This window comes from Streptomyces sp. A0592 (assembly GCF_004795115.1).
Taxonomy (GTDB): domain Bacteria; phylum Actinomycetota; class Actinomycetes; order Streptomycetales; family Streptomycetaceae; genus Streptomyces; species Streptomyces erythrochromogenes.
The window spans coordinates 14,248-40,570 of record NZ_SSBM01000041.1; the positions used below are offsets into that span (position 1 = coordinate 14,248).

A 26,323-nucleotide genomic window follows, 5' to 3' on the forward strand; every position below is an offset into this window, starting at 1 on the left:
TCCCGGACGTGCGACCGTGACGGACGGTCGTGACGTACGGCACGGAAGGCTCCGCTTCATCGCCTAGGGTCAAGGGGCGGGGACGGAGCGCGAGCACGGCAGTGAGGGCAGTGGCATGGCACAGGCGTACAGGACGGAATCGGGGAACGGCGGCTCGGAGCCCGAGCCCTCCGAGCCCCGCTTCCGGCGCCGGCTCGCCGAGCTGCGCAGGGACCCGGGCATCTGGCGGCGGGGCCTGGTCCTGGCCGCGGTCGCCGTGCTGCTGTCGCTCGTGATGATCTTCCACGCCGATCTGCCCAACGACGTGGGCAACCTCGGCAGCCTCACCGAGACCTTCCTGCCCTGGCTGGGCCTGGCCGTTCCGCTTCTGGCGGGCGGCGCCGTCTTCCGCCGGTCGGCGACCGCGCTGATCGCGGTCCTGCTGCCCGCGGTGGTCTGGGTGAACCTCTTCGGCGGCCTGGTCTTCGACAAGTCCGGCACCGGCGGCAACCTCGTCGTCGCCACCCACAACGTCGACGCCGACAACCCCGACCCGCGCGGCACCGCCGAGTCCGTCGCCCGCTCCGGGGCCGACGTCCTGGCCCTCACCGAGCTCAAGGGCAGTGTCGTCCCCGTCTACGAGAAGGCCCTGGCCGGCACGTACAGGTACCACTCGGTCGAGGGCACCGTCGGCCTGTGGAGCAAGTACCCGCTGAGCGGCAGCGCCCCCGTCGACATCCGTATGGGCTGGACCCGGGCCATGCGGGCCACCGTCGCCACCCCGCACGGCGAGGTCGCGGCCTTCGTCGCCCACCTGCCCTCGGTCCGGGTCAAGCTGAACGCGGGCTTCACGGCCAACCAGCGCGACGACAGCGCCGACGCGCTGGGTGCCGCGCTCGCCGCCGAGCCCCTGAAGAAGGTCCTCCTCCTCGGCGACCTGAACGGCACCATGAACGACCGCGCCCTGTCCGAGGTCACCTCGCAGATGCGCTCCACCCAGGGCGCGGCCGGTGACGGCTTCGGCTTCAGCTGGCCGGCGCAGTTCCCGATGGCCCGCATCGACCAGATCATGGTCCGCGGGATCCGGCCGGAGGCCTCCTGGACCCTGCCCCGCACCGGCAGCGACCACCTGCCGGTCGCCGCGCGGGTGACGGTGAACAAGTAGCGGCGCACACACAGCGGCGCGGAGGGGCCCCACCGGTGATGTGGTGGGGCCCCTCCGTGTTCTGCCCGACCTGTCGGGCGGGCCTACGCCCGCTCGCGCCAGCCGTTGGTGATGGGCAGCCGGCGGTCCTTGCCGAAGCCCTTCGCGGAGATCTTCGTGCCCGGCGGGTACTGGCGGCGCTTGTACTCGGCCGTGTCGACCATCCGCAGGGTCTTCGCGACCAGCTCGGCGTCGAAGCCGGCCGCCACGATCTCGTCCAGGCCCTGGTCCCGGTCCACGTACAGGGCGAGGATCGCGTCGAGCACCGGGTAGTCCGGCAGCGAGTCGGTGTCCACCTGCCCGGGGCGCAGCTCGGCGCTCGGCGGCTTCACGATCGAGTTCTCCGGGATCGGCGGGGTCTCGCCGCGCTCGGCCGCCGCCCGGTTGCGGTACCGGGCGAGCCGGAAGACGTCGCTCTTGTAGACGTCCTTGATCGGGCCGTACGCGCCCACCGAGTCGCCGTACAGGGTGGAGTAGCCGACGGCCAGCTCCGACTTGTTGCCGGGGGCCAGCACGATGTGGCCCTCCTGGTTGGAGACGGCCATCAGCATGGTGCCGCGCAGCCGGGACTGGAGGTTCTCCTCGGCCAGGCCGGTCAGGCCCAGCGAGCCCATGTAGGCGTCGAACATCGGCTCGATCGGCACGGTCCGGAAGTTCAGGCCGGTGCGCTCGGCCAGGTCGGCCGCGTCGCCCTTGGAGTGGTCCGAGGAGTACTTCGAGGGCATCGAGACGCCGTACACGTTCTGTGCGCCGATCGCGTCGCAGGCGATGGCGGCGACGAGCGCGGAGTCGATGCCTCCGGAGAGCCCGACCAGGACGGAGCGGAACCCGTTCTTCTTCACGTACGCGCGCAGGCCCACGACCAGCGCGTCGTAGACCTCCTCGTCGTCGTCGAGCCGGTCGGCGTAGCCGCCGGTCACGACCGGCTCGTACGGATCCACCGGCTCCTCGGACAGGACGACGCGGTCGATGCGCAGCCCGTCGCCCACCACGCCCTCGGGGGCGTCGGTGCGTGCGGCCGGCAGGTCGAGGTCGACCAGGACGCAGCCCTCGGAGAACTGCGGGGCGCGGGCGACGACCTCGCCGTCGGCGCCGACGACGATCGAGTCGCCGTCGAAGACCAGCTCGTCCTGGCCGCCGATCATCGCCAGGTAGGCGAGGGTGCAGCCGGCCTCCTGGGCGCGCTTGCGCACCAGTTCGAGGCGTGCGTCGTCCTTGTTGCGCTCGTACGGGGAGGCGTTGATGGAGACCAGCAGCCCGGCCCCGGCCGAGCGGGTGGCCGGGACCCGGCCGCCCTCCTGCCAGAGGTCCTCGCAGATGGCCAGGGCCACGTCGACGCCGCGCACCCGGATCACCGGCTGCGTGTCGCCCGGCACGAAGTACCGGAACTCGTCGAACACGCCGTAGTTGGGCAGGTGGTGCTTGGCGAAGCGCAGCACCACCCGGCCGCGGTGCAGGACGGCCGCCGCGTTCTCCGGGGAGCCGGCCGGGCGCCCGAGGCGGGGGGTCGCCTGCTCGGTCCGGTCGAGGTAGCCGACGACGACCGGCAGTTCGCCGAAGCCCTCGGCGGCCAGCCGCTCCGCGAGGTCGCGCAGTGCGGCGCGGGAGGCCTCGACGAAGGAGCCGCGCAGGGCGAGGTCCTCGACGGGGTACCCGGTGAGCATCATCTCGGGGAACGCCACCAGGTGGGCGCCCTGCTCGGCGGAGTGCCGGGTCCAGTGGACGACCGAGTCTGCGTTCGCGGCGATGTTGCCGACGTGCGAGTCGATCTGATTCAGAGCGAGGCGTAGTTGAGGCACGGGGCCCAGTCTAATCGTCTTTCTGACGCGATGTCCTGGGCCCCGCCTGTTTCCCGGGTTCTGCGGCGTGCCGGGTGCCGCCCGCGGGGCCTTCCGCGGGCGGGTTGTGAGGCCGGTCGTGAGGTCGGGTCAGCCGATGGGGCCGGCGTACTTCACGTCGTCGAGCAGGGTTCCGGCGGCGATGTCCGCGCTGATGCTCCTGGTGCCCTCGGGGATCTCGAACGCCACGACGCCGCTGGCGGATTCGCCCGGCAGGATCGAACCCTTCACCATCTTCGGGACGGTGCTGCCGCCGCCGCTGTCGAAGACCATCTCGGCGGTCATGCCCTTGTCGTCGCGGACGTTGGGCACCGCGTAGATGACCTCGTGCGGCGCCGTCGAGCCGTTGGTGATGGTGATGGTGATCTGGACCGCGTTCTTGACCTGCTCGCGGGCGATGATGCCCTTGGGCTCGTACGTCGTCGGCTTCGAGAGGCTCACCTTGACCCCGTTCGGGTAGGTGTATGTCTCGCCGAACTGCAGTGCGCTGGTCAGGCCGGGCACCTGGGAGGGGGAGGGCGACGCGGAGCCGGACCCGGACGGCCAGGGCTCGCTGCTGGGGTACAGGCCTTCGAGGTCCAGGTCCTCCTCGTCGACGCCCGCCTCGATGCGGTCGGTGGTGCGTTCGATGACGGAGACGGTCAGGAAGAACCCGCCGACCGAGGCGAGGATGCCCGCACCGGCGAGAACGGTGCCGATGACGGCCATCGACTTGTGCGGGGCGCCCTTGTTGGCGCGCACGATGGCGCCGATGCCCAGGCCCACGCCGGTCACGGCGAGGATGCCGCCGAGCCAGAACAGGAACGGCACGAAGGCGAGCACGATGCCGAAACCGCCGACGATCAGGGTGGCGACGGCCAGGCCGTTGGTGGGCTCGGCGGCCTGCGGGTAGCCGCCGTACGGGGCGGAGCCGTAGCCGGGAACGGGCTGCCCCCACGGGTCGGTGGGGCCGCCCTGCCCCCACGGGGCGGTGGGGCCGCCGGGAGCCCCCGGGGCGCCGAACGGCGCGGCCGGGACGGTGGGTGCCGGCGGGGCGAACGCCGAGGGGGCCTGGGCCGGTTCGGCTGCGGGGATCTCGGGCGCGGCGGGTGCGTCCGCCGCCACCGCAGGAGCGGCGGCCTCGACGGCCGGGGTCTTCTCCAGCGAGAGGGGCTGGGCGGGCGCCGGTATTGAGGCCGTCTCGGCCGTCTCGGGAACGGGCGTGCCCGCCGGTTCCGTCGGCGGGCCGGAAGGGGTGCTGGGCGGGTTCGGCGGGGTGGTCATACCGGCGGAGGCGTCCTTTGTCGCGGCTGTCGTGATCAGAGCAAGGGTGCCATGCCGGTGGCGAACGCCCTTCCGAATTCCCGCCCGCTCCACGTGAGCCGGCCCACGCCCTAGAGCTGGTAGCCGAGCACCGTCATCATTCCCGACTCCGAGTGGTAGACGTTGTGGCAGTGCGTCATCCACAGCCCCGGGTTGTCGGCGTCGAAGTCCGCCGTCAGCCGCCCGCCCGGCAGCACGATCGCGGTGTCCTTGCGCGCCCCGCCGGGCTCCGCGCCCAGCGCGAAGGTGTGCCCGTGCAGGTGCACCGGGTGCCACATCGGGGTCGCGTTGCGGAACTCCAGCCGGACCCGCTCGCCCGCCTTGACCGGATGCCGCTGGTCCGGCGTGTACGGCGTCCCGTCGAAGGCCCAGTTGTAGCGGGTCATGGAGCCCGTCAGCCGGATCTGCACCGTACGGTCCGGCTCGCGCTGCGCCAGTACGGCCGGACCGGCGGCCCGCAGCGCGTCCGCCGTCAGCGGCCGTGCCTCCAGCTCGGCCGGCCGGGTCGCCGCCGTGGGGGCCGCGCCCGTCCCGGTGCGCAGTACCGCGAGCGCCGACCCGTCCTTGCCCTCCGCCAGCGCGGTGAGCGGGAACACCCCGTCCTGGGCCGTGACCAGGACGTCGTAGCGCTCGCCCATGCCCAGCAGCAGCGAACGCGTCGTGGCGTGCTCGACCGGGAAGCCGTCGGTGTGGGTGACCGTCAGTTCGTGGCCGCCCAGGGCGATCCGGAAGGCCGTGTCCCCGCCGGCGTTGACGATGCGCAGCCGGATCCGGTCCCCGGGTCGGGCGGTGAAGACGGACGGGTCCCCGGGGATCCGCCCGTTGATCAGGTAGTGGGGGTAGACGACGTCGCCCGCGTCCTTGCCGAGGACGTCGCTCTCGCCGCCCATGGCGACGTACTTGCGCCCGTGGGCGGCGCCCGCGCCCTGCGCGGTCGTCCCCGTGCTCATCCCCTTGCGGAGCTCGGCGAGGACGGCGTCCGGGGTGGCCCCGTCCACCCCGTCGATCCAGTCGTCGAGCACCACCACCCACTCCTTGTCGTACGAGAGCGGTTCCTTGGGGTCCTCGACGATGAGCGGCGCGTACAGGCCGCGGTCCTGCTGCACCCCGGTGTGCGGGTGGAACCAGTAGGTCCCCGGGTGCGTGACGGCGAACCTGTACGCGAAGGACCCGCCCGGGGCGATGTCCCGCTGGGTCAGCCCCGGGACCCCGTCCATGTCGTTGCGCAGCGCGAGGCCGTGCCAGTGCAGGGAGGTGGCCTCGGGGAGGTGGTTGGCCAGGGTGAGGGAGAGGGTGCCGCCAGCGGTGGCGCGGACCTCCTGGCCCGGCAGCCGGTCGCCGTACGCCCAGGAGCGCACCGTGCGCCCGCCGCCGAGGTCGAGCGTGGCGGCGGTGGCGGTGACCTTGACCTCGGTGAGCGGGCCGGTGGCCCCGCGGGCGGCCTCGGCGGCCCGGACCTCGGGCCCGGCCGGGTCGACGTACCCCTCGGGCCCGTCGGCCTTCGGGCCGCCGTGGTGCATGGAGCCGTGGCCCGTACGGGGGTCCGCGGCGGAGCCCGGGGAGCCGGCGGAGCCCGCGGGCCCGGAGCAGGCTGCGAGCAGCCCGGAGCCCACGGCGGCCGCGGCGGCGCCGAGTACGGAGCGGCGGGTGGGGAGACAGCGCAAGGGAGCACCTCGGGGTGTGGGGTGGCGGATGCACGGACGCGGTCCGGTGGCGCTGCGCGGCGCCGCCGGGGCGCGGCCTATATCCGCAGTACCGCCTGCCGGAGGGGGAGGCCGGGGGCGGTCCCGGTGGGAACGGCGGGGCAGCCGGACCCGGGGCGCCCCGTTCCGGTTGCGGATGCCGCCGCCCGGGCGGCCTGCTCCGGTTCAGGCGCCGGTTCCTGGGCCGCCCCGCGCACCTGGGGCGGGGTGGCGGGGGTGTGGTGAGCGCCACCGCGCGCAGCCGCACCGGAAGCCTTCGCCGAGGCAACGCACCGGCCCGGGGACACGTCCTCCATGGCGTGGGGCCCGGCAGGACGGCCCGGGGACAGCAGGGTGATGACACCGCCCAGCAGCAGCGCGGCGAGCAGCAGCAGCCGGGGCCCCGGGGCGGCTCGCCGAGCACTGCGCGTCATGGCCGGAACCCTACCCGGGGTGGGTATCCGATCGGCGGAGGACCGACCCCGAGCTTGATTAGGATTAGTCACACTATGTCCCCATATGGGCTCTCTCCGCGCACCGCCCGGCCGGTCGCCCTCCTGATCGGCCTCGCCGCCGCGGCGTACACCGCGTGGGTGCTCGAAGTCGTCCTTTCCACGGGCCTCAACCCCATCGAGACGTACGTCAGTGAACTCGCCGCCCAGGACCAGCCGCTCGGCGGCCTCTTCCGGGCCACCGACTTCACCGCCGGGATGCTCGCCTTCGCCGGCGGCCTGCTGGCCCTCATACGGCTGCTGAAGTACGCCGAGTCCCGCCGCCTCTGGGCCGTCGTCGGCTGGGCCGGGGTCACCCTCTTCGGCGCGGCCACCGCGGCCGACGCCTGGCTCCCGCTGAGCTGCACGCCCACCGCGGACCCCGAATGCGCCGCCCGGGAGACCGCCGGGCTGGTCCCCGCCACCCACCAGGCCCATGCCGTCAGCAGCACCCTCGCCATGACCGGGGCCCTCGTGGGGCTCGTGGCCCTGACGGTCGCGGCCCGCCGCTACGGCTGGTTCGCCCCGCTCGCCCGCTACGGCCCCGCGCTGGTCGTCCTGGAACTGCTCGCCACCACCTGGACCCTGTCCGCCATCGCGATGTTCACCGCGGGACGCGGCACCTGGGCGCTCGGCGCCGGTCAGCGGCTCCAGGTCCTGCTCGTGGCAATCTGGCTGGGCCTGCTTGCCTACTCCGTCCACAAGGAACGCCGCACATGACCGCGCACGAGCCGCAGGGGCCGCACGAGCCGTCGCACTCAAGGGGGACGGGCCCGGGACCGGGCCTGTCCCCGGGCCTGTTCCTGAACGTCGACGGGACCGCGCTGCACACCGTCGTCGAGGGCCGGGGCCCCGTGTGCGTGCTCAGCGCCGGACTCGCCATGGCCTGGTTCGACTGGGACGCCGTCGCCGCGCTGCTCGTCGCCGAGGGCCGCACCGTCGTCCGCTTCGACCGGCCCGGCCACGGCCTGAGCGCCCCAGCCGCCGCCCCTCCCACCACCGCCGGGGAGGCCCACCGGATCGCCGGACTCCTCGACGCGCTGGGACACGGCGGGCCCGCGGCCGGCCCGGTCACCGTCGTCGGGCACTCGATCGCCGCCTTCCACACCGAGGGCTTCGCCCGGCTGTACCCGGAGCGCACCGCCGCCCTGGTCCTCGTCGACGCCAGCGTCGAGGAGGATCCCCGTACGGTCCTGCCCGCCGCGCTGCGCACCGGCGTCGCCCGCGCCCTCGGCCGGGCCGTGACCGCCGCCGGGCTGCCGGCCGCACTGGGCCCCGCGGCCCGGCGCGCCACCGTACGGGCCTCCCGCACGGGCGGCGGCGACCCGGCCGCACCGGACCTCGTACGCCGCTGCTACCGCACCGGCCGCGTCTGGCGCGGAGCCCTGCTGGAGAACTCCCGCTACCTGGACATGGCCGCCGAACTGGCGGCGCTGCGCCGCACCCGCCCGCTGACCGCCCCCACCACCGTCCTCGCCGGTCACGACGGAACATCCGGCCGCGGCGCGCTGCGCTGGCTGGGCCGCCAGGCCGACCTCGCCGACCGGCTCGGCGCCCGCTTCGAGGTCGCCGAGCCCGCCGGCCACCTGGTCATGCTCGACCGCCCGGACCAGGTGGGCCGGACGGTCGCGGAGACGAGCGAACGGAAGCGGCGGGACGCGTACTGACGGGTGACGGCTGACGGGCCGGTGCCGGTCAGCGCCTGGCGTAGACCTTCTCGACGAAGCCCGCCAGCTGGTCCTCGGACAGGTGCTGGGCCAGGTCGGCCTCGCTGATCATGCCGACCAGCTTCTTGTCCTTGATCACGGGCAGCCGCTTGATCTGGTGGCTCTCCATCTCGTCGAGCACATCGGTCACGTCCGCGCCGGCGTCGATCCAGCGCGGAGTGCCCTTGGCCATGTCCCCGCACGTCATCTTCGACGGGTCCAGGCCCTTGGCCACGCAGTTCACGACGATGTCGCGGTCGGTGATGATGCCGCACAACCGCTCTTCGGTGTCGCTGATGGGCAGCGCACCCACATTGAGCCGGGCCATCAGCTCGGCGGCCCGGTCAAGGGTCTCGTGCGCCGGGATCCACTGGGCCCCGGGGTGCATGATGTCTGCGGCGGTGGTCATGACAGAACCTCCTGAGCACGCCGTTCACGGCCGGGTGCGGGCGCGCCCGGCCCGGCGTCCCCACCGGGATGCAGGATGCCCGGGATGCGGCCGTTCGGCCCACCCGACCACCCGACGACCCCCGAACGGCGGAACACACGCCCGTACGGGTGAGAGGGCGCCTCCCACCACCGTACGGGCGTGTCCCGTCAGCCGCGCGGTGTGGCTCCGCGCTGCTTCAGCATGTCCTCCATGAGGGTGATCTCCGAGCGCTGCGCGTCGACCATGCCCTGCGCCAGCTCCCGCTCGACGGGGGTCACGCAACGCTGCGCGCACCCCTCGGCCATGGTCACGCCGCCCTTGTGGTGGTCGGCCATCAGCTGGAGGAAGAGCACCTCCGCGTCCCGCCCCGAGGCGGCGCCGAGCTGCTCCAGCTCCTCCTTGGTGGCCATGCCCGGCATCAGCGCGCCGGGCTTGGCGGGGCCGTGACCGGCGTGCCCGCCATGGCCCGCCGAGCTCCCCATCCACGACATCGGCGGCTCGCCGGCCACCACCTTCGGCAGCCCCCACAGGTCCAGCCAGCCGAGCATCATGCCCCGCTGGTTCGCCTGCGTGTTGGCGATGTCGTACGCGAGGGTGCGCACCGCCTCGTCCTGGGTGCGGTCCCGCACGATGAAGGACATCTCCACCGCCTGCTGGTGATGGACCGACATGTCCCGGGCGAAGCCGGCGTCGGCGGAGTGCAGTCCCGGCGTACGGGGCTCCGTACGCGGGGCCGGCGCACCGGATCCCCCCGCGGCGGCGACCGTGGCCGCCGCCGCGAACAGCAGTGCCAGCAGGACGGCCGTGCCCGCGACCCAGTACGTACGGGGTATCGCGCGGCTCACTTGCCGGCCACCCCGCTCGTGCAGGCCGCGCCCGGCTCGGGCGTCTGCTCGCCCTGCACGTACTTGGTGAAGAACTGCGCCACCCGCGGGTCGTCCGCCGTGTCCACCGTCAGCTGCTTGCCCCACGCGCTGAGCACGATCGTGCCGGTCTGCTCCTTGACCGGGCTCATCAGCGTGTACGGGGTCTTGCCGACGGTCGCGCCGAGCTTGTCGACGTCGGCCGGGGCGGCCTTGTCGTTGTAGGTCACCCAGACGGCGCCGTGCTCCAGCGAGTGGACGGCGTTCACCTCGGGCACCGGGTTCTTGTAGACGTCGCCGTTGCAGTTCATCCAGCGGGGGTGGTGGTCACCGCCGACCGGCGGGTTCATCTCGTACTTCACCGGCGTCTCGACGTGGTTGCGGCCGAGGTTCTTCACGTCCCAGAGCTTCTCGCCCTCGACCGGCTTCTTGCGGATCTCCTCCGCCTCCTTGCGGAGCTTCTCCGCGGCAGCCGTCTTGCGCTGCTCCTCCTGCTTCTGCTCGATCAGCACCCAGGCCCCGAAACCGACGAGACCGACGACGACGGCCGACGAGACGGTGATCGCGATCGCCTTGTTGCGCCGCTCCCGGGCCTTCTCGACGCGGCGCATCTCGGCTATCCGCGCCTGACGGGAGTTCGGGTCGGTGTGCTGGGGGGTCCTGCCGGAGTTGCTGGCCATGTGCCCTGGTTCCTTCTTCTGATGAGGGGGGTGGACGGAACGCAAAACCGGACCTGTCAGGTCCGCAGCACCTGGAGAACATGCAGGTCGGGGGCGCGCGCCAGCGCCTCGGGGGGCCGGATCCGCCCCGCCGCCGTCGCGTGCGCGGCGGCCTGCGTACCACCGCCCGGCACGGTCACGGCGGGCGGCGGCACGGGCAGCACGGCCGGTGTCACGTGCGCGAGGGGAGAGCATCCGGGCAGGTCGTACGGGGACACGCAGACGGTGTGCGCCGTACCGTGCGCCCGCACCTCGGAGGCGGAGTGCGGCTCACCCGAGCGCGCACAGAGGAGCAGCGCGCCGGCCAGCACTCCGAGGACCGTCAGCAGGGCGGCACGCCGCAGCGCGGAACGTCCATGACGCCCCCGCTGCGTGTACTCCCGGCCCCCCATGGGCGCAGATGGTAATGCTCATGACCGGGCCGAGGTCAGTGCGGGGGTGCCGCCAGCTTTCCCGGGTGCGTAATGTGGCGGAAACCACCACTGGCGATACTGGGCCGGCCCGAGTGCGCCGCGACCGGTCAGGCGGTGGTGCACAGGCCGTCTGAACTGCGAGGATGAAGGCATGGACAAGCAGCAGGAATTCGTCCTCCGGACGCTTGAGGAGCGCGACATCCGCTTCGTGCGCCTGTGGTTCACCGACGTACTGGGCTTCCTCAAGTCCGTCGCGGTCGCCCCCGCGGAGCTGGAGCAGGCCTTCGACGAGGGCATCGGCTTCGACGGCTCCGCCATCGAGGGCTTCGCGCGGGTCTACGAGTCCGACATGATCGCCAAGCCGGATCCGGGCACGTTCCAGATACTGCCGTGGCGCGCCGAGGCCCCCGGGACCGCCCGGATGTTCTGCGACATCCTCATGCCGGACGGCTCGCCGTCCTTCGCGGACCCGCGCTACGTCCTCAAGCGCATCCTCGCCAAGACCTCCGACCTGGGCTTCACCTTCTACACCCACCCGGAGATCGAGTTCTTCCTGCTGAAGGACAAGCCGCTGGACGGCACCCGCCCGGTCCCGGCCGACAACTCCGGCTACTTCGACCACACTCCGCAGAACGTGGGCATGGACTTCCGCCGCCAGGCGATCACCATGCTCGAATCGATGGGCATCTCGGTGGAGTTCAGCCACCACGAGGGCGCCCCGGGCCAGCAGGAGATCGACCTGCGCTACGCCGACGCCCTCTCGACGGCCGACAACATCATGACCTTCCGCCTGGTCATGAAGCAGGTCGCGCTGGAGCAGGGCGTCCAGGCCACCTTCATGCCGAAGCCGTTCTCGGAGTACCCGGGCTCGGGCATGCACACCCACCTCTCCCTCTTCGAGGGCGACCGCAACGCCTTCTACGAGTCGGGCGCCGAGTACCAGCTCTCGAAGGTCGGCCGGTCCTTCATCGCGGGCCTGCTGCGGCACGCGGCCGAGACGGCCGCGGTCACCAACCAGTGGGTCAACTCCTACAAGCGCATCTGGGGCGGCTCCTCGCGCAGCGCCGGCGCGGGCGGCGAGGCCCCCTCGTACATCTGCTGGGGCCACAACAACCGCTCGGCCCTGATCCGCGTCCCGATGTACAAGCCGGGCAAGACGGGCTCCTCCCGCGTCGAGGTCCGCTCGATCGACTCGGGCGCCAACCCGTACCTCACGTACGCGGTCCTCCTGGCGGCCGGCCTCAAGGGCATCGAGGAGGGCTACGAACTCCCGGCGGGCGCTGACGACGACGTCTGGGCCCTCTCCGACGCCGAACGCCGCGCGATGGGCATCGAACCCCTCCCGCAGAACCTCGGCGAGGCCATCTCCCTGATGGAACGCAGCGAACTGGTCGCCGAAACCCTCGGCGAGCACGTCTTCGACTTCTTCCTGCGCAACAAGAAGCAGGAGTGGGAGGAGTACCGCTCGGAGGTCACCGCCTTCGAACTCCGCAAGAACCTCCCGGTCCTGTAACCGGGCGACCGGACACCTCGGGCCGGCGGTCATCGACCGCCGGCCCGAAGCCGTCTGGGGCCGGGGGAGCCGCGCGCTGATCCGGCCAGATCCGTAGGAGAGAACCCGGCCCCGGAACCCCTTACAGGCGTCGGGCTCCGGCACCGTCCTCGGCGAGTGTGTCGCCAGGGTTCAGCAGGGCGCAGGCCTTCATCGAGAGGCAGCCGCAGCCGATGCACCCCGTGAGTTCGGCCTCGAGTCGTTCGATGGTCTGCCGGCGCTCCTCCAGACGGCGCTTCCAGCCGCGCGAGGCGCGCTGCCACTCCTGGTGGCTCGGCGGCCGGTCGAGCGGTACGTCGACGAACGCCTCCCGGAGGTCCTGCAGCGGGATGCCGATCCGTTTAGCCACCGAGATCAGGGCGATCCGGCGCAGCATGTGCCGGGGGTAGCAGCGCTGGTTGCGCTCGTCGCGTTCGGACGCGATCAGGCCGAGTTCCTCGTAGAACCGCAGGGCGGACACCGCCGCCCCGGTCCGCGCGCTGACCTCGCCGATGCCCAGCCAGTCGTCCGGGGTGGCTTTGGCGCCGCCGGGCTGATGAGTCGTCATGCGCTGCCTCCCTCTTGCCCTCAAGTTTACTTGAGCGCCTACGGTCGGCTACGCCAGAGCGGCAAGCAGCACCGACCGGAGAGGACGGCAGCCCGATGACATTCGTGATCGCCCTGCCCTGTGTGGACGTCAAGGACAAGGCGTGCCTGGACGAGTGCCCCGTCGACTGCATCTACGAGGGGGAGCGGATGCTCTACATCCACCCCGACGAGTGCATCGACTGCGGCGGCTGCGAGCCAGTCTGCCCGGTCGAGGCGATCTACTTCGAGGACGACACCCCGGAGCCGTGGCAGGCGTTCAACGCGGCGAACGCCGAGTTCTTCACCGAGCTCGGCTCCCCCGGTGGCAGTGCGAAGCTCGGCCTGATCGAGAGGGACCATCCGATGGTGGCGGCGCTGCCGGTCCAGGACACCGTCTGACCCACCGGAACGTGACCGAGCTCCTGACGGTGTTCCGGCCGTGGGCCGGAGAGAGCCCCTCAGTCGGCGGCGGGGGGTGACAGGACCGGGGATGCGGTGGCGTGGGCCGCACAGGCGGCCCACCAACTGTCGCCGGCGGCGGAGCTGACCCGCACGCTCCAGGCCGCCGGGTGGGGGCAGGGGGCGCCGCCCCAGGTGCACTCGCCCCGCCTGGAGGCCGTGCCTGCCCTGTGGTTGTCCGCCGCCCACTCGCGCTTCTCCTGGAGTTCCATGGGCGCCATTGAAGCGGAGTCGCGCCCCGGTGTTCAGCGCATCCAGAAGAAGATGGTGTCCTCGGTCCGGCCGGCCTGCTTCGTGCGCTCCCACTCATTGGCCTCGACCCGCATGGGGTTCAGCAGGACCTGCGCCGTTTCGCGCACTTCGGGGTCCAGGCGGTCCAGGACCGCCTCGTACGCCTCGACCAGTTCGGCGGCGCGGGAGGCCGGGAAGGTGCCCATGGCAGGGAGGGCGTCGCCCGGGTGCGGGAGGCGGATCGGCGGGCCCGAGAACAGCAGCGCGGCGGGGGCCAGGTCGGCGGGGACCCCGTGGCTGGTCATCTCGTCGTCGACGGTGTGGAACCAGGAGGGCCGCCGCCAGTAGCCGAGGTCGTAGGTGTCGGAGAAGTTCATCGCCACCAGGGCCTGGAAGGCGTACTGGTAGCCGGGCTCCATGTCCGCGCTGGTGCTGCCCGCCAGTAGTTCCTCCAGGGCCTGGACGACCGGCACGTCCAGCGTGATGTCGTCGGCCTCGAAGCGGGCGTCGATCTGCTCGCACCGGTCTCGGGCGACGGCGAGGACGCGTTCCTGCTCGGGCGTCCGCTCCACCGCCGTCAGCAGGCGGATCACGTCCCGCATGTCGCCGGTGCTCATCTCCAGGTTTCCCATGGCCCCGTTCCTCCGCATATCGATCATGAGTTCATGTACGAGTTCATGATCGTTGATTCGGGCGGGGACTAGGTCCAATGGCGCATGGCGCCGAAGGGGCCGGATGGGGAGAGTGGGGGGATGGAACCTCTCGACGACGCCCGTACCGATGCCTACCTGCGCCGCCTGGGGGCCGAGCGGCCCGAGCGGGCCTCGGGCGGCTCGCTGCGCGAGCTGCACCTGCTCCATCTGCGGACCGTGCCGTTCGAGAACCTGGCGATCCACCTGGGCGAGGGGATGGCGCTCACCCGCGACGCCCTCTTCGACAAGATCGTGACCGCCGGGCGCGGTGGCATCTGCTACGAACTGAACGGAGGGTTCGCCGAGTTGCTGGGCGCCCTCGGGCACCGGGTGGAGCTCCTCCAGGCGCGGGTGTACGGCAAGGACGGCGAGCCGGGGATCCCCTACGACCACCTCGCGCTGCGCGTCGACGGGCGCTGGCTCGCCGACGTGGGCTTCGGCGAGCACAGTGCGTACCCGCTCGACCTGGACGAGTCCGGCGAGCAGAAGGATCCGGGCGGGGTGTTCCTCGTCCGGCCCGCCGGGGACGGCACGGAGGGCGATCTCGACGTGCTGCGCGACGGCGTGCCCGCGTACCGGCTGGAGGCCCGGCCCCGGGTGCTCGCCGACTTCCGGACCGGCGCCTGGTGGCACGGCACCAGCCCGGAGTCCGGCTTCACCAGGGGCCCGGTCTGCTCCCGGATCACCGAGGACGGCGGCCGGATCACCCTGCGGGACCGCACCCTCATCGCCACCTCGGCGGACGGCGACCGTACGGAGGAGGAGCTGGCCACCGAGGAGGAGGTGCGGGCCGCCTACCGTGCCCGGTTCGGCATCGTGCTCGACCGGCTGCCCGTGGCCCTCCACCCCCGGCCCTAGGGGCGCACAAGAGGGGCGCGCAGGGGGCGTGAACTGTCGAAACGATACAGCCGCGGCATTGGAGTGAACTGCCGTTCCCGGCGGTGCCCCCGAGCTGTTGGACCGGCCGACGCGCACATTCACCAGCGCGTCGTCGTTCCACAGATCCTTAGGGGAGTCATGCGTATTCGTTCTGCTGTCACCGCGTCCGTCCTGGCCGCCGGCATCCTGCTGGGCGGGGCCGGTGCGGCTCTGGCCAACGACGGGGTCGACATCGACTACTTCTCCGGCGGTCGCGCTGGCTACTCGTCGAACTGCTCCTCCCTCGCCGCGGTGCCCGCCAGCCGCCCGGCGTTCACGGGCCCGATCTACACCTCGAACTGTGTCGCGGACGGCGAGCTGGAGTGGGCGAAGGGTCACCACCTGGGCGCCTGACCCCGGCGGCCCGCGCTGCGGGGGCGGACCGACATCCACGTCCATGTCGGCCGCCCCCGCGGCGTGCCCGGGCCCGGCTCGCCGGACCTTTGGGGAGAACTTTGCACGCTTCGCGGCATACATACCTCTCGGCGCGTGCAGGCGAACCGGTGGAACCCCTACCGCGCAGCCCCGAGGACCCGTGCATGGCCGTACACGCCGTTCGTCCGCTCAAGCGGGCGATACCCGCCCCCGAGCACGTCTGGTACGCCTCCTACGGCTCCAACATGCACATGGACCGCCTCGCCGCCTACATCGCCGGCGGCACCCCGCCGGGGGCGACACACGCCCACCCGGGCTGCCGCGACCGGCGGGCGCCCGCGCGCTCGGTCCCGGTCGAGCTCGACGGCCGGCTGTACTTCGCCACCGAGTCCCTGGTGTGGACCGGCGGACGCGGCTACTACGACCCCACCGCCCCCGGCCGGCTCCGCGGGCGGGCACACCTGGTGACCACCGGCCAGCTGTCCGACATCGCGGCGCAGGAGATGGCCCGGGAACCGGGCACGGACCTCGACCTCACGACCGTCCTGCGGGACGGCCGCCACGCCCTCGGCCCCGGCCGGTACGAGACCCTCGTCTGCCCGGGCACCATCGACGGGATCCCCGTGGTGACCTTCACCGCGCCGTGGACCCTCCGCGACGTCGCACTGCGCACCCCAGCCGCCGCCTACCTGCGCCACCTGGCGGCCGGCCTCCTGGACTCCGGCCCCTGGACGCGGCAGGACACCGCCGAATACCTCTCCACCTGCCCCGGCGCCGCCGGCACCTGGACCCCCGACCGCGTCCACGCCCTCCTGACGACCACGACCTCGACCACGATCACTCCCTAGGCGTCAGCGGACCGCGCGGTGCCAGGTGGGGCGGGCGGGGGTGGAGGGGGTGGCGAAGGTGTGGAGTTCGGCGTCCAGGCCGAGGACCGCCGTGGTCGTCGTGCCGCCCGGCTCCAGGACGGCCGCCGGGGCGCCCGCGAAGAGCATGCGGGACTCCGCCCAGGCCGGGGGGCCGCCGAGGCCGGAGGTGCTGACCGTGCCGCTGTCCGCGCGGCCCGCCACGTGGCGGCCCGCGGCGCCGACCGCGCCGTAGCCGGCCCGGCCGCCCGCCTCCGTGACGGAGGACACCTGGGGCCGGGTCGCCGGCCCCGCCGTGACGACGGCGGTGCGCACCACCCCCGAGTCCGGCCGCCGGAAGTACAGGCGGACGCCCGCGCCGTCCGGGGCGGCCGTCAGGGGGACCGTCGTGGCCGGCAGGCCCGTCGGCGAAGGCCCGCGCAGCGGGCCGTCCGCGCCCGCCTGCGTCCAGGCCAGCACCGAGGTCGTGGTCGTCGCGTACACGTGCCGCCGCCCGGCGGCGTCGACGGCCGTGACCGGGTCGCTCTGCAGGTCCTCGCCGCCGAGGCGCTGCCAGGGGGAGAAACCGCCGTCCGGCTGCTGGACGACGGCGCGCAGGGTGCGGCGGGAGTCGCGGAGGTAGACCGTGAGAAGGCCCCGCGCGTCCACCGCGGCGGCGGGGGCGCTGATCGCCGAGGTGCCGTCGTGGTCGCCCTTCTCGGGGGTGCCGAGCGACTGCCACGCGCCGAACGCCCCGTCGGGCGAGACCTGGACGGCGTACACGACCTCGCGCCGGTAGTCGGAAGGGGCGGGGCCGAGGACGGTGCGGGTGGCGAGGACGGCGACGCGGCCGTCGGGCAGCCGGGCGGCGGTCGCCCCCGGGTCGATGCCCGGGCCCGCGAGGAAGACCGGCTTCTCCCAGGCCCCGCCGGCATCGCGCCGCCAGTACGCCATGCGGCCGTCCAGCACGGTGAAGGCCCACAGGGTGCCCGGTGTCCCCTCCGCGAGCCAGGACGCGTTGTCGGCGCGGGTGTAGCGCAGCGACTGGGCCCAGTTGCGCCCGGTCGGGTTGCCCGCGACCTTGCGGTCGCCGCAGCCGGAGGGGCTTCCGCAGTAGTCCTGGTGGTCCTGCCAGGCGTAGGTCCGCAGGTAGTCGGTCTTCGCCTCGGCCGTCTGCGGGTCGAGGGAGTGCGGGAGCGTGCTGTTGTGGTAGCCGAGGTAGCTCTGCACCGAGAAGTGCGGGCGCCGTTGGACCTGTTCGGCGTAGGCGGTGGTGGCGGCCTGCACGAAGCGGGCGCCGTACATGTGGTCCTGGTGGTCGGTGAAGCGGCCGTTCTCCCCGTACCGGCCGGGCGTCGGGTCCTGCATCCGTATCGTCGTCGGCCGGTACTGCTCCAGGACCCCGGCTATCGCCTGTATCAGCTGGTCCTTCGTGTACGAGAAGCCCTGCTTGACCGGTGTCCCGGAGGTCAGCTGGGAATCCAGCGCGGGTATCCGGCCGTTCCACAGGCCGCGCAGGCTCTCGGGGGTGTCCTCGCCGGTCGTGCGGGCCTCGCGCAGCATCAGCCACACCAGGTTGACCTGCGGCTTCGCTATGAGTATGTCGACTTCGGCGCGGCCCCCGCCGGCGGTGGGCACGACCGTACGCTGCCACGCGCTGGTGCGGTCGCCGGTGGCCATCTGGGCGTAGGCGGAACGGATGCCGTTCTGCCGGGCCTCCGCGTAGTGGGCGCGGTCCGCGGGCTGTTCGGGATCGCTGGCGGCGTCGCCGTGGGCCTCGTTGCGGCCGTCGGACTCGCCCGAGGTGAGGTAGGCGGTGGTGACCTGGGTGCCGGAGCGCAGGGAGCGGCTGAGGTCGGGGTTCATGAAGAACAGGTCGTCGTCGGGGTGCGCGACGACCTGGACGACCGAGCCGGCCGTGACGCTCGCGGGCAGGACGACGGTCGGGTTCTTCCCCGGGGCGGCCCCGGCGGAGGTCTGCTGGCCGGAGGCCACGGAGAGTACGCCGGTGGTGCCGGCTGTCAGCACGGTGAGCAGGGCCGCGAAGCGGCGACGGGTCAACGGCATCGGGCACGCCTTGGGTTCGTTCCGGGCAGGAGAAGAGGCTGAACAGTCAATGAGAGGCCGAATCGGCGAACTTGGTTCATCCGAGCGGCCGATGACTCCTGCTTTCCGGAAAGACCGGTTGAGTGCCGCCAAAGTGGAAGCATTTCGTCCGACCCGGGCGCGGCGAGGGGGCCGAGTGGTACGAGGGCGGGGCGGTTCTGGGGCCGCGGCGGGGCGGGGAGCCGAAGGGGTGGGCTACGGGGCCGCGTTGCGCGGGCCCACCGGCTGCCACGGCGCCAGGTACGCGTCCGGAGCGTCCGCCGACGAGGTCACGTACAGCCGCGCGTCGAGCCCGACCACCGCCAGGCTGACCATGTTCCGCCCGGTCGTCGTGGAGGAGGGCGCGCCGAGGAACATCAGCGGGGAGCGCCCCCACGGCCGTCCCGGCCCGACCTCCGAGCCGAGCTGTCCGCCCGCCGCGCGGCCCGCCAGCACGTGCCCGCTCGCCGTCACCGAGCCGAAGCCGTTCAGCCCGCCGAGGTCGGTCATGTTGTTGACCTTCAGCCCGTCGTCGGCCGTCAACAGGGCCGTACGGACGTTGCCCGAGCCGGGCTTGCGGAACCACAGCCGCACCCCGCCCTCGCGGCCCGCCGCGGTCAGCGGGAGCGTGGTGTCCGGCAGCCCGGTGGCCGTGACCCGGCCCAGCGGGGCGCCCGGCTTCGGCTGCGCCCACCCGACGACCGTCTTCGACGTCGCGGACAGGACCATGCGCCGGCCCGCGCCGTCGGTCGCGGTGACCGGGGCGCCGTGCAGGTCCTCGCCGCCGAGCTTCTCCCAGGGACCCCAGCCGCCGTCCGGCTGCTGCACCCGGCCGCGCAGGCTGTACGCGCCGTCGCGCACGTACGCGGCCAGTTGCCCGGTGCCGTCGACCGAGACGGCCGGAGCGCTGATGTCGGAGGTCCACGTCTCGTCCGCGGTCTCGGGGGTGCCGAGCGACTGCCACTCCCCGAACCCGTCCGCGCCGGGCCGCTTCTGGACCGTGTAGACGACCTCGCGCCTGTAGTCGGCGGGCCGCGCCCCGAAGGAGGTGCGGGTGCCGAAGACCGCGATGCGGCCGTCCTTCAGTGTCACGGCGCCCGCGCCCGGATCCATTCCGGTGCCGGGCAGCAGCTCCGGGCCCCGCCAGGGGCCGACCGGGCCGGGCCGGTGCCAGACGGCGACCTGGCCGTCGAGCACCTTGAAGGCCCACAGGCCGTGGTCCTTGTCGGAGGTCAGCCAGTCGGTGCCGGTGCCACGGGCGTAGTTGACGGTGTCCGTCCACCGGTTGCCGGACGGCTGGCCGGACACCTTGAGGTCGCCGCAGCCGGCGGCGCTGCCGCAGTGGTTCTGCCGGTCGAGCCAGGCGTAGGTGTCGAGGCTGTCCAGCTTCTCCTTGGCCTCCTGCGGGTCCAGGGCGCTGGGGAGGGAGCCGCCCGAGTAGCCGACGTAGTTCTGCACCGCGAAGTGCGGCCGGTCCTTGACGTCCTCGGCGTAGGCGGCGGTGGCCATCTGCACGAAGCGTGCGCCGTAGAAGTGGTCCTGGTGGTCGGTGTACTGCTTGGTGTCCGGGTACCGGCCGGGGGTCGGGTCCTGGAACCGGACGGTCGTCGGCGTGTACTGCTCCAGGACGCCGACGAGGGTCTGGACGACCTGGTCCTTGGAGTACGCGAACCGCTGCTTGACCGGGGTGCCGGAGGAGAGCATCGACTCCAGGCGGGCGACCTTGCCGTTCCACAGGCCGTGCAGGCTGTCGGGCACGTCGGCGTAGCCGTGGCCGGCCTCGCGCAACTGCAGCCAGACCAGGTTGACCTGGGGTTTGGCGACGAGGACGTCGACCTCCGCGTGGCCGCCGCCCTTCGTCGGGACGACGGTGCGCTGCCAGGCGCTGGTGCGGTCGCCGGTGGCCATCTTGGCGTAGGCGGCGCGGATGCCGTTCTGGCGGGCCTCGGCGTAGGCGGGCTTGTCGGGCTTGGTGTTCGCCCCCTTGGCGGGGGCGGCGTTGATGCCGTCGGCCTCGCCCGCGGTGAGGTAGACGGAGGCCACGGGGTGGCCGGCGGATATGGAGTAACGCAGGTCCGGATTCATGAAGTACAGGTCGTCGTCGGGGTGCGCGACGATCTGGACGATGCGGCCGGGGTCGGGTACGGCGCCGGTCGCCTGCGGCGCGACGGGAGGGGTGGGGGCGGCCAGGCCGGCGAGGGCCTCGTTGCCGCGGAGTACGAGCATGCCGGTGGCGGCGACGGCCGCGCAGAGGGCGACGGCCTTGACGAGCCCGGCCCACCGGTGCCGTCGAGCCGCCTGCGGCGATGCCATGCGGGCCGGCCGTGTCTCCCCGGGCCCGCCGGCCCGCCGGGCGGCCCTGCCGTGCGCCTGCGGCGATGCTCCGCGGGCCTGCCGTGCGGCCATGCGGCCGTGCTGCTCCGGCGGTTCGGCTTCGGCTGCGCCTTCGCGCGCCGGTCGGGCGGCCCTGCGGCCGCCACGCTGCTCGGGCGGTGCGGAGGCCCGTGCCGGGCCGTCGGCGGTGCCGGGTCCGGCCGTTGCCGCGTCGGCCGAGCCCGCCGCCCTGCGACCGCGCTGGGCCGGCGGTGCGGCCTCGGCTTCGCCGGCCGACCGGGTCGCCCTGCGGCCGGCGGCCCGGCTCTGTCGCGCGGTGGTGTCGGCTTCGGCCGCGCCTTCGCGCGCCAGTCGGGCGGCCCTGCGGCCACGCTGCGGCTGCGGCGCGTCCTCGGGCCCGCCGGCCTTGCGGCGGCCACGCTGCTCGGGAGGCGCTGCCTCGGCTCCGGCGGCGCGGCGTGCGGCCCTGCGGCCAGTGGCCGGGTTCTGCGGTGCGGCCTCGGCTTCGCCGGCGCCTTCGCGCGCCAGTCGGGCGGCCCTGCGGCCACGCTGTTCCGGGGGTGCGGCTTCGGCTGCGCCGGCCGACCGGGTCGCCCTGCGGCTGCGGCCGGTTCCGGCGTCGGCCCTGCGGTCGCGCCGGGTCTGGCGCGTGGGCTCCGGGGCCGGGGCCTCGTCGTCCGGCTGCGCGGGGCCGGCGGTGGTTGCGGGCACGCTTTCGGCCTTGCGCCCGCGTGGGCCCCCCGGTCCCGCCGCGATGGTGTCGCCGCCGTGGGCGACCGGGCCCCGGGGCTCTGGGATTGCCGCCCCGTGAACCTGGTGCGGCTGCTCGAACTCGTACGCCTGCAGCGGCAGGAAGTCCTGCTGGGCCGGGTACGGCTGCTGGTGTCCGTAGGCGTGCTGCGCCTGCGGCGGCAGAGGGCTCTGCCGGTCGGGGTGGGCCGTGTGCGGCTGCTGGAACTCGTGCCCCTGCTGGGCCTGCGGCGGCAGGCCGTTCCACTCGGCCTGCTGGGCATGGTGAAACTCACGTACGGACTCGGGGTGTTGGTGCTGGTGAGGCAGGTGGGACTGGTGGTACTGCTGAGGTCCGGGCTGTTCGTTCCACGCGTACTGCCCGTACGGCCCGTACGACCCGTGCTGCCCGTACGACCCGTGCTGCCCGTACGACCCGTGCTGCCCGTACGACCCGTACTGCCCGTACGCCGGATCCGCTGGCCAGGGCCCCGGCGGGACACCGTCGCCCGCGGTGGGACCGGGGCGGGGGTGTCCGTCGGACATGGGGCTCCTCGTGGCCGGTCGGCGGGGAGCGGGCCCCATGACGCCATAAATATTCGGATAATCCGATAATCCAGGCCATGGTACGTCCCGGTGAGTCGAACGCCTGCTCCGGCTAGGCTCGACCCAGGCAGGTCAGGGCAGTGCAACGCAGAGCCAAGGCAGTGGCAGCGACGACCGCGGGAGGCGGCGGGATGACGGTCCCGGGACGCAGGAGCAGCACCTTCATCCGGCTGCTCCGCAGCGGTTTCACCGACCCCTCCGCGGCCGCCCGGCTGCTCGACTCCGAGGCACTCGCCGCCGTACGCGCCGATCCCGTACTCCTCGACGCCCTCGGCGCGACCGCCGACCCCGACCTCGCCCTGCGCGGGCTGGTCCGCCTCGCCGAGGCGCAGCCCGACGGCGAGCTCCCCGGGCTCCTCGACACCCTGGTCAGCGCCAAACCCCTCCGCGACCGCCTCCTCGGTGTACTCGGCGCCTCCGAGGCCCTCGGCGACCACCTCGCCCGCCACCCCCGCGACTGGCTCGGCCTCGTCACGTACGAGGCCGCCGACCTGCACCCGGGACTGCCCGAGTTCGAGCGCGGCCTCGCGGACGCCCACGACCCCGTCGCCCTGCGCGTCTCCTACCGCCGCTGTCTGCTCTCCATCGCGGCCCGCGACGTCTGCGGCACCATCGACGTCGCCCAGACCGCCGCCGAGCTCGCCGACCTCGCCACCGCCACCCTGCGCGCCGCCCTGCGGATCGCCTCCGCCGCCGCCCCCGAGGACGCGGCGCTCTGCCGCCTCGCCGTCATCGCGATGGGCAAGTGCGGCGGCAACGAGCTCAACTACGTCTCCGACGTCGACGTGATCTTCGTCGGCGACGCGGCCGCCGGCGCCGACGAGGGCAAGGCGCTCCAGGCCGCCACCCGTCTCGCCTCGCACCTGATGCGGATCTGCTCCGACACCACCGTCGAGGGCACCATCTGGCCCGTCGACGCCAACCTCCGCCCCGAGGGCCGCAACGGACCCCTCGTCCGCACCCTCGCCTCCCACCTGGCCTACTACCAGCGCTGGGCCAAGACCTGGGAGTTCCAGGCCCTCCTCAAGGCCCGGGCCGTCGCCGGCGACGAGACCCTGGGTTCCGACTACATCGACGCCATAAGCCCCCTGGTCTGGCAGGCCGCCGAACGCGAGAACTTCGTCCCCGACGTCCAGAAGATGCGCCGCCGCGTCGTCGACAACATCCCCGTCGCCCAGGTCGACCGCGAACTCAAGCTCGGCCCCGGCGGTCTGCGCGACGTCGAGTTCGCCGTCCAGCTGCTCCAGCTCGTCCACGGCCGCAGCGACGCCACCCTGCACTCCGGAACCACCCTCGACGCCCTCCACGCCCTCGCCGCCGGCGGCTACGTCGGCCGCGCCGACGCCGCCCAGCTGCACGACGCGTACCGCTTCCTGCGCACCATGGAGCACCGCATCCAGCTCTACCGGCTGCGCCGCACCCACCTGGTCCCCGAGGACGAGAACGACCTGCGGCGCCTCGGCCGGTCCATGGGCCTGCGCACCGAACCCGTCGCCGAACTCAACAAGGCCTGGCGCCGGCACGCCTCCGTCGTCCGGCGCCTGCACGAGAAGCTCTTCTACCGGCCGCTGCTCGACGCCGTCGCCCAGCTCACCCCGGGCGAGACCCGGCTCTCGCCGCGCGCCGCCGGCCAGCGCCTCGAAGCCCTCGGCTACGCCGACCCGGCCTCGGCCCTGCGCCACCTCGAAGCCCTCGCCTCCGGCGTCACCCGCAAGGCCGCCATCCAGCGCACCCTGCTGCCGGTGATGCTCGGCTGGTTCGCCGACTCCGCCGATCCGGACGCCGGCCTGCTGAACTTCCGCAAGGTCTCCGACGCCCTCGGCAAGACCCCCTGGTACCTGCGCCTGCTGCGCGACGAGGGCGCCGCCGCCGAGAACCTCGCCCGCGTGCTCTCCGCCGGACGCCTCGCCCCCGACCTGCTGATGCGGGCCCCCGAGGCGGTGGCCCTGCTCGGCGACCCCGAAGGCCTGCAGCCCCGTACGCACGAGGCCCTCCAGCAGGAGGTCCTCGCCGCCGTCGGCCGAGCCGAGACCCCGGAGACGGCCGTCGCCGCCGCCCGCGGCGTGCGCCGCCGCGAACTCTTCCGGACCACCGCGGCCGACATCATCGGCTCCTACGGTACGGAGGACAACCCGGCCGAGGAGGACCACGGAGCCCTCGTCGACCGGGTCGGCGGGGCCGTCTCCGACCTCACCGCCGCGACCGTCGCGGGCGCCCTGCGCGCCGCCGTGCAGTCGCACTTCGGTGACACGCTGCCCACCCGTTTCGCCGTCATCGGCGTCGGCCGCTTCGGCGGCCACGAACTCGGCTACGGATCCGACGCCGACGTCCTCTTCGTCCACGAACCCCGCGAGGGCGTCGACGAACAAGAGGCCGCCAAGGCCGCCCAGACCGTCATCGCCGAGATGCGCAGGCTGCTCCAGCTGCCCACCGCCGACCCGCCGCTGCTCATCGACGCCGACCTGCGCCCCGAGGGCCGCTCCGGCCCTCTGGTGCGCACCCTGGCCTCCTACGCCGCCTACTACCGGCGCTGGTCGCTGACCTGGGAGAGCCAGGCGCTGCTGCGGGCCGAGCCGGTCGCCGGCGAGGAGGAGCTCGGCCGCCGCTTCATCGAGCTGATCGACCCGCTGCGCTACCCGGCCGAGGGCCTCGGCGAGGACGCCGTACGGGAGATCCGCCGCCTCAAGGCCCGGATGGAGTCGGAGCGGATGCCGCGCGGCGCCGACCCGACCCTGCACACCAAGCTGGGCCGCGGCGGTCTCAGCGACGTCGAGTGGACCGTCCAGCTGATCCAGATGCAGCACGCCTGGGCCGAACCGGGCCTGCGGACCACCCGTACCCGCGAGGCCCTCGCGGCCGCCCACGCGGCCGGGCTGATCCCGACCGACGAGGCGCAGATCCTGGACGAGGCCTGGGTCCTGGCGACCAGGGTCCGCAACGCGGTGATGCTGGTGCGCGGCCGTGCCGGCGACACCTTCCCCTCCGAGGCCCGCGAACTGGCGGCGGTGGGCCGCTACCTCGGCTACGCGGAGGGCACGGTCGGCGAGCTGCTGGACGACTACCGCCGCATCACCCGCCGCGCCCGCGCGGTGGTCGAGGAACTCTTCTACGGGGGCTGAACGGCCTCTTCTCCCGCGGCCGACGAACTGGAACGGCGGATGGCGGACCCTGTGAGGGGTCCGCCATCCGCCGTTCCGGGGTGGCGCGGGGGTCAGCGGGCCGTGCCGAAGTCCTGGGTCCAGTAGTGGTTCGGCTGGGCGAGGCCGATGCCGATCTCCTTGAAGGAGCAGTTCAGGATGTTCTCGCGGTGGCCGGGGCTGTTCATCCAGCCCTCCATGACCTTCTCGGGCGTGCTGTAGCCGTAGGCGACGTTCTCGCCGTACGTGCTCCACGCGTAGCCGGCGCGGGTGATGCGCGCGCCCGGGTCGGAGCCGTCGGAGCCCGTGTGGGACATGTTGCTGGTGGCGGCCATGTCCGCGCTGTGGTCCTGCGCGGCCTTCGTGAGCTTCGCGTTCAGGGTGACGGCCTGGCATCCGGCGGCGGCGCGCTCCTGGTTGACCAGGGCGAGGACCGCGGCGACGGAGCCCGAGGCGGCCGGCGCGGGCGAGGTCTTCGGCGGCTGCGGCGCCTGCGGCTTCTTGGTGACCGGCGGCTTCGCGGGCTGCGGCTGTGCCTGCGGCGGCTGGGAGGGCTGCGAGGGCTGTTCCTGCGGGGGCTGTGCCTGCGGCGGCTGGGAGGTCTCCTCGACCGGCTGCGCGGGCGCAGCGGGGCTGCTCGGCGTCGTCGGGACGTCCACCGGGACCATGAGGTCCGGGTTGCCCGAGGGCTGGTACTGCCACGGGCGCTGCGCCTGGTGGCTCGCGGTACGGGTGCGGCCGGTGTCGTCGCCGCCCGTGTCGAAGCAGGCCATGGCGGCCGTGGGGACACCCACGATTCCGAGAGCGCTGACCCCGATGATTATCTTCCGGTACTGCTTCTTCTTCCGATGCTTCTGCATGCGTGACCCCATTCGGTGTTCGCGAAGCTTCCGGCGCCGGAACTGCGGGACGCCGGAATGGTCGACATTCTTAGAAGCCCGCCATTGACCTGGCAAGTTTCCGTTTCGCGCTCACCCGGGGGATTCGGCACGCGGCTTGAAACGGGCCGTTGATCGTGCATGGTCACGATCAGGTCACTTGCACAACCATGTGATGTGCATTCAGGAACGGCCGTGACCAGGGAAGTAGGGGGCGGCTAAGGCGGTAGCTGAGATTCCGTTCCCGTAGGAGAGGGGAATGTCGAATCCAAAACGGACAAATGTCGA

23 protein-coding genes are annotated in these 26,323 nt (G+C 73.1%); 9 read left to right on the top strand and 14 right to left on the bottom strand.

Translation table 11 applies throughout. From position 1 onward, the window contains the following. Window positions 1-115: 115 nt before the first annotated feature. Entirely contained in the window at window positions 116-1,144 is a 1,029-nt protein-coding gene (locus E6U81_RS33905; protein WP_136233840.1) for an endonuclease/exonuclease/phosphatase family protein, read from the top strand. A gap of 83 nt (window positions 1,145-1,227) precedes the next feature. On the opposite strand, the gene E6U81_RS33910 is transcribed toward E6U81_RS33905, so the two are convergent. From E6U81_RS33910 to E6U81_RS33925, 4 genes are all read right to left on the bottom strand, one after another. Continuing rightward, window positions 1,228-2,982: an NAD+ synthase gene (locus E6U81_RS33910; protein WP_136233841.1), complete on the bottom strand. Its 1,755-nt coding sequence runs from the start codon at window positions 2,980-2,982 to the stop codon at window positions 1,228-1,230. Between the two features lie 129 nt (window positions 2,983-3,111). Beyond that, window positions 3,112-4,284, bottom strand: a complete 1,173-nt coding sequence (locus E6U81_RS33915; protein WP_136233842.1) for a hypothetical protein — start codon at window positions 4,282-4,284, stop codon at window positions 3,112-3,114. A 110-nt stretch (window positions 4,285-4,394) separates the two neighbouring features. Continuing rightward, the gene (locus tag E6U81_RS33920) at window positions 4,395-5,987 is read right to left on the bottom strand and encodes a multicopper oxidase family protein (protein WP_136233843.1); all 1,593 of its coding nucleotides are present in this window, start codon (window positions 5,985-5,987) and stop codon (window positions 4,395-4,397) included. 77 nt (window positions 5,988-6,064) lie between these two features. Further along, on the bottom strand, window positions 6,065-6,439 hold the full coding sequence (locus E6U81_RS33925; protein ID WP_136233844.1) for a hypothetical protein: 375 nt from the start codon (window positions 6,437-6,439) through the stop codon (window positions 6,065-6,067). A gap of 75 nt (window positions 6,440-6,514) precedes the next feature. Between E6U81_RS33925 and E6U81_RS33930 the strand changes: the two genes are divergently transcribed. Beyond that, a complete protein-coding gene (locus E6U81_RS33930; RefSeq protein ID WP_136233845.1) occupies window positions 6,515-7,216 on the top strand; it encodes a DUF998 domain-containing protein in 702 nt (233 codons plus the stop codon). After that, on the top strand, window positions 7,213-8,163 hold the full coding sequence (locus E6U81_RS33935; protein ID WP_136233846.1) for an alpha/beta hydrolase: 951 nt from the start codon (window positions 7,213-7,215) through the stop codon (window positions 8,161-8,163). Before E6U81_RS33930 ends, E6U81_RS33935 begins: the two co-directional genes overlap by 4 nt. A 28-nt stretch (window positions 8,164-8,191) precedes the next feature. Here the strand turns inward: E6U81_RS33935 and E6U81_RS33940 are convergent, their stop codons facing one another. The 4 genes from E6U81_RS33940 to E6U81_RS33955 all read right to left on the bottom strand — a co-directional run bounded on the left by E6U81_RS33940 (window position 8,192) and on the right by E6U81_RS33955 (window position 10,606). Next, window positions 8,192-8,611 (bottom strand): CBS domain-containing protein, encoded by a 420-nt coding sequence (locus E6U81_RS33940; RefSeq protein WP_136233847.1) that lies wholly within the window; start codon window positions 8,609-8,611, stop codon window positions 8,192-8,194. 188 nt (window positions 8,612-8,799) lie between these two features. Beyond that, window positions 8,800-9,477, bottom strand: a complete 678-nt coding sequence (locus E6U81_RS33945; RefSeq protein ID WP_136233848.1) for a DUF305 domain-containing protein — start codon at window positions 9,475-9,477, stop codon at window positions 8,800-8,802. Beyond that, a complete protein-coding gene (locus E6U81_RS33950) occupies window positions 9,474-10,175 on the bottom strand; it encodes a DUF3105 domain-containing protein (RefSeq protein WP_206310093.1) in 702 nt (233 codons plus the stop codon). Before E6U81_RS33950 ends, E6U81_RS33945 begins: the two co-directional genes overlap by 4 nt. Window positions 10,176-10,231: 56 nt before the next feature. After that, the gene (locus E6U81_RS33955) at window positions 10,232-10,606 is read right to left on the bottom strand and encodes a hypothetical protein (protein WP_136233849.1); all 375 of its coding nucleotides are present in this window, start codon (window positions 10,604-10,606) and stop codon (window positions 10,232-10,234) included. A gap of 172 nt (window positions 10,607-10,778) precedes the next feature. Here E6U81_RS33955 and E6U81_RS33960 point away from each other — a divergent pair, with 172 nt between their 5' ends. Continuing rightward, a complete protein-coding gene (locus tag E6U81_RS33960; RefSeq protein WP_031146228.1) occupies window positions 10,779-12,140 on the top strand; it encodes a glutamine synthetase family protein in 1,362 nt (453 codons plus the stop codon). A gap of 121 nt (window positions 12,141-12,261) precedes the next feature. Here E6U81_RS33960 and soxR read toward each other — a convergent pair whose 3' ends face one another. Then, window positions 12,262-12,726 (bottom strand): redox-sensitive transcriptional activator SoxR, encoded by a 465-nt coding sequence (gene soxR / locus E6U81_RS33965; protein ID WP_136233850.1) that lies wholly within the window; start codon window positions 12,724-12,726, stop codon window positions 12,262-12,264. A gap of 95 nt (window positions 12,727-12,821) precedes the next feature. On the opposite strand from soxR, the gene fdxA reads away from it, so the two are divergent. Beyond that, window positions 12,822-13,145: a ferredoxin gene (fdxA, locus tag E6U81_RS33970; protein ID WP_136233851.1), complete on the top strand. Its 324-nt coding sequence runs from the start codon at window positions 12,822-12,824 to the stop codon at window positions 13,143-13,145. A gap of 59 nt (window positions 13,146-13,204) precedes the next feature. Here fdxA and E6U81_RS33975 read toward each other — a convergent pair whose 3' ends face one another. Both E6U81_RS33975 and E6U81_RS33980 read right to left on the bottom strand, forming a co-directional pair. After that, a complete protein-coding gene (locus tag E6U81_RS33975) occupies window positions 13,205-13,417 on the bottom strand; it encodes a hypothetical protein (protein WP_136233852.1) in 213 nt (70 codons plus the stop codon). A gap of 33 nt (window positions 13,418-13,450) precedes the next feature. Further along, on the bottom strand, window positions 13,451-14,068 hold the full coding sequence (locus tag E6U81_RS33980; RefSeq protein ID WP_168714812.1) for a hypothetical protein: 618 nt from the start codon (window positions 14,066-14,068) through the stop codon (window positions 13,451-13,453). Between the two features lie 120 nt (window positions 14,069-14,188). Here E6U81_RS33980 and E6U81_RS33985 point away from each other — a divergent pair, with 120 nt between their 5' ends. From E6U81_RS33985 to E6U81_RS33995, 3 genes are all read left to right on the top strand, one after another. Beyond that, window positions 14,189-14,986 carry an arylamine N-acetyltransferase gene (locus E6U81_RS33985; protein ID WP_240804170.1) on the top strand — a complete coding sequence of 266 codons (798 nt, stop codon included), beginning with the start codon at window positions 14,189-14,191 and terminating at the stop codon, window positions 14,984-14,986. Window positions 14,987-15,145: 159 nt separating this feature from the next. Further along, window positions 15,146-15,400, top strand: a complete 255-nt coding sequence (locus E6U81_RS33990) for a hypothetical protein (protein WP_225884719.1) — start codon at window positions 15,146-15,148, stop codon at window positions 15,398-15,400. A gap of 185 nt (window positions 15,401-15,585) precedes the next feature. Continuing rightward, window positions 15,586-16,269 (top strand): histone deacetylase, encoded by a 684-nt coding sequence (locus tag E6U81_RS33995; RefSeq protein WP_136233856.1) that lies wholly within the window; start codon window positions 15,586-15,588, stop codon window positions 16,267-16,269. Window positions 16,270-16,272: 3 nt separating this feature from the next. On the opposite strand, the gene E6U81_RS34000 is transcribed toward E6U81_RS33995, so the two are convergent. Then, window positions 16,273-18,333, bottom strand: coding sequence for a PIG-L family deacetylase (locus tag E6U81_RS34000; protein WP_136233857.1), 2,061 nt, complete (start codon window positions 18,331-18,333; stop codon window positions 16,273-16,275). A gap of 234 nt (window positions 18,334-18,567) precedes the next feature. Further along, on the bottom strand, window positions 18,568-21,960 hold the full coding sequence (locus E6U81_RS34005; protein ID WP_168714813.1) for a PIG-L family deacetylase: 3,393 nt from the start codon (window positions 21,958-21,960) through the stop codon (window positions 18,568-18,570). A gap of 191 nt (window positions 21,961-22,151) precedes the next feature. On the opposite strand from E6U81_RS34005, the gene E6U81_RS34010 reads away from it, so the two are divergent. Then, window positions 22,152-25,139, top strand: a complete 2,988-nt coding sequence (locus E6U81_RS34010; RefSeq protein WP_136233859.1) for a bifunctional [glutamine synthetase] adenylyltransferase/[glutamine synthetase]-adenylyl-L-tyrosine phosphorylase — start codon at window positions 22,152-22,154, stop codon at window positions 25,137-25,139. Between the two features lie 92 nt (window positions 25,140-25,231). Here E6U81_RS34010 and E6U81_RS34015 read toward each other — a convergent pair whose 3' ends face one another. Next, the gene (locus tag E6U81_RS34015; protein ID WP_136233860.1) at window positions 25,232-26,017 is read right to left on the bottom strand and encodes a CAP domain-containing protein; all 786 of its coding nucleotides are present in this window, start codon (window positions 26,015-26,017) and stop codon (window positions 25,232-25,234) included. Window positions 26,018-26,323: the final 306 nt, after the last annotated feature.

Bases quoted from the DNA above. Each gene is read 5' to 3' on its own strand.
- E6U81_RS33995 (WP_136233856.1), top strand. From the start codon at position 15,586: ATGGCCGTACACGCCGTTCGTCCGCTCAAGCGGGCGATACCCGCCCCC.
- E6U81_RS33940 (WP_136233847.1), bottom strand. From the start codon at position 8,611: ATGACCACCGCCGCAGACATCATGCACCCCGGGGCCCAGTGGATCCCG.
- E6U81_RS33985 (WP_240804170.1), top strand. From the start codon at position 14,189: ATGGAACCTCTCGACGACGCCCGTACCGATGCCTACCTGCGCCGCCTG.
- E6U81_RS33990 (WP_225884719.1), top strand. From the start codon at position 15,146: ATGCGTATTCGTTCTGCTGTCACCGCGTCCGTCCTGGCCGCCGGCATC.
- E6U81_RS33930 (WP_136233845.1), top strand. From the start codon at position 6,515: ATGTCCCCATATGGGCTCTCTCCGCGCACCGCCCGGCCGGTCGCCCTC.
- E6U81_RS33950 (WP_206310093.1), bottom strand. From the start codon at position 10,175: ATGGCCAGCAACTCCGGCAGGACCCCCCAGCACACCGACCCGAACTCC.
- E6U81_RS34005 (WP_168714813.1), bottom strand. From the start codon at position 21,960: ATGTCCGACGGACACCCCCGCCCCGGTCCCACCGCGGGCGACGGTGTC.
- E6U81_RS34010 (WP_136233859.1), top strand. From the start codon at position 22,152: ATGACGGTCCCGGGACGCAGGAGCAGCACCTTCATCCGGCTGCTCCGC.
- E6U81_RS33955 (WP_136233849.1), bottom strand. From the start codon at position 10,606: ATGGGGGGCCGGGAGTACACGCAGCGGGGGCGTCATGGACGTTCCGCG.
- E6U81_RS33960 (WP_031146228.1), top strand. From the start codon at position 10,779: ATGGACAAGCAGCAGGAATTCGTCCTCCGGACGCTTGAGGAGCGCGAC.
- E6U81_RS34000 (WP_136233857.1), bottom strand. From the start codon at position 18,333: ATGCCGTTGACCCGTCGCCGCTTCGCGGCCCTGCTCACCGTGCTGACA.
- fdxA (WP_136233851.1), top strand. From the start codon at position 12,822: ATGACATTCGTGATCGCCCTGCCCTGTGTGGACGTCAAGGACAAGGCG.
- E6U81_RS33935 (WP_136233846.1), top strand. From the start codon at position 7,213: ATGACCGCGCACGAGCCGCAGGGGCCGCACGAGCCGTCGCACTCAAGG.
- E6U81_RS33915 (WP_136233842.1), bottom strand. From the start codon at position 4,284: ATGACCACCCCGCCGAACCCGCCCAGCACCCCTTCCGGCCCGCCGACG.
- E6U81_RS33975 (WP_136233852.1), bottom strand. From the start codon at position 13,417: ATGGAACTCCAGGAGAAGCGCGAGTGGGCGGCGGACAACCACAGGGCA.
- soxR (WP_136233850.1), bottom strand. From the start codon at position 12,726: ATGACGACTCATCAGCCCGGCGGCGCCAAAGCCACCCCGGACGACTGG.
- E6U81_RS33905 (WP_136233840.1), top strand. From the start codon at position 116: ATGGCACAGGCGTACAGGACGGAATCGGGGAACGGCGGCTCGGAGCCC.
- E6U81_RS33925 (WP_136233844.1), bottom strand. From the start codon at position 6,439: ATGACGCGCAGTGCTCGGCGAGCCGCCCCGGGGCCCCGGCTGCTGCTG.
- E6U81_RS34015 (WP_136233860.1), bottom strand. From the start codon at position 26,017: ATGCAGAAGCATCGGAAGAAGAAGCAGTACCGGAAGATAATCATCGGG.
- E6U81_RS33980 (WP_168714812.1), bottom strand. From the start codon at position 14,068: ATGGGAAACCTGGAGATGAGCACCGGCGACATGCGGGACGTGATCCGC.